The sequence below is a fragment of the Sporosarcina koreensis genome (assembly GCF_001531445.1).
Lineage (GTDB): Bacteria > Bacillota > Bacilli > Bacillales_A > Planococcaceae > Sporosarcina > Sporosarcina koreensis_C.
Genome location: NZ_LQYA01000130.1, coordinates 1 through 297 on the forward strand (window position 1 = coordinate 1; position 297 = coordinate 297).

The window sequence follows — 297 nt, forward strand, 5'->3', positions numbered from 1 at the left end:
TGGCCTTTGCCCGGCGACGTCCTACTCTCACAGGGGGAAGCCCCCTACTACCATCGGCGCTGAAGAGCTTAACTTCCGTGTTCGGTATGGGAACGGGTGTGACCTCTTCGCCGTCGTCACCAGACTATGTATGAACGATGCTTGTTCGTTCAAAACCGGATAAAACCAACATTGTTGCTGAACTCAAGTCCAACCGTACTATTTTTAACTGTAAGGTTAAGTCCTCGATCGATTAGTATCCGTCAGCTGCACGTGTCGCCACGCTTCCACCCCGGACCTATCCACCTCATCATCTTT

2 rRNA genes are annotated in these 297 nt (G+C 51.5%); both read right to left on the minus strand.

The window, feature by feature from the left end:
- Positions 1–8: 8 nt before the first annotated feature.
- A 5S ribosomal RNA gene (gene rrf / locus AWV70_RS14220) occupies positions 9–124 on the minus strand.
- 88 nt (positions 125–212) lie between these two features.
- Positions 213–297: ribosomal RNA gene (locus AWV70_RS14225) — 23S ribosomal RNA — on the minus strand; the annotation flags it as partial.